Origin of the sequence: Achromobacter sp. Marseille-Q0513, assembly GCF_018195695.1 — a bacterium.
Classification (GTDB): domain Bacteria; phylum Pseudomonadota; class Gammaproteobacteria; order Burkholderiales; family Burkholderiaceae_B; genus Achromobacter.
This window is the reverse complement of record NZ_JAGTJY010000499.1, coordinates 1-482: the sequence shown is the minus strand read 5'-3', so window position 1 is coordinate 482 and position 482 is coordinate 1. Positions and strand designations below refer to the sequence as shown.

The following is a 482-nucleotide window of genomic DNA, read 5'->3' as shown; positions in this document are numbered from 1 at the left end:
GACTGCGGCTTCTTCCTCAAACCTCGAATGGGGATAGTGGAGCCATAGGGATAGGTCGTCCTGCTTGCCCGCGCTGCGGGCGGCGAACTCGTAGTCACTCCGCGCTTTTTGGTAGGGGCATCCCGAAGACCAGCGCGGAGTTTTTTTTGGAATGGAGGGGCAATGAAACGGCACGGAAACCTGTTTGAGCAGACCTTCACCCGCGAGGCACTGTTCGATGCCTACGTCGAGGCCAGGCGCGGAAAGCGCCTGCGCAAAGCCTGCTTTTGGTTCGACATCCGCGCCGGGGCCGTGCTCGATTGGCTGCACCGCCGTCTGCATGATGGCAGCTACGAGGTTCGCGGCTACAAGCGGTTCCTGGTGCATGAACCCAAGACCCGCGAAATCTGCGCCCCGTGGTTCGGCGACATCGTGGTGCAGCACGCCATCTATGCTGTCATCCGCCCGATCTTCGAGCGCACATTCATCGACCAGTCCTACGC

Annotated in this window: 1 pseudogene; it reads left to right on the top strand. The window is 61.0% G+C overall.

The features are described 5' to 3' along the window. Nucleotides 1-162: 162 nt before the first annotated feature. A pseudogene (locus KDH83_RS31465) lies at nt 163-482 on the top strand (hypothetical protein); the annotation flags it as partial.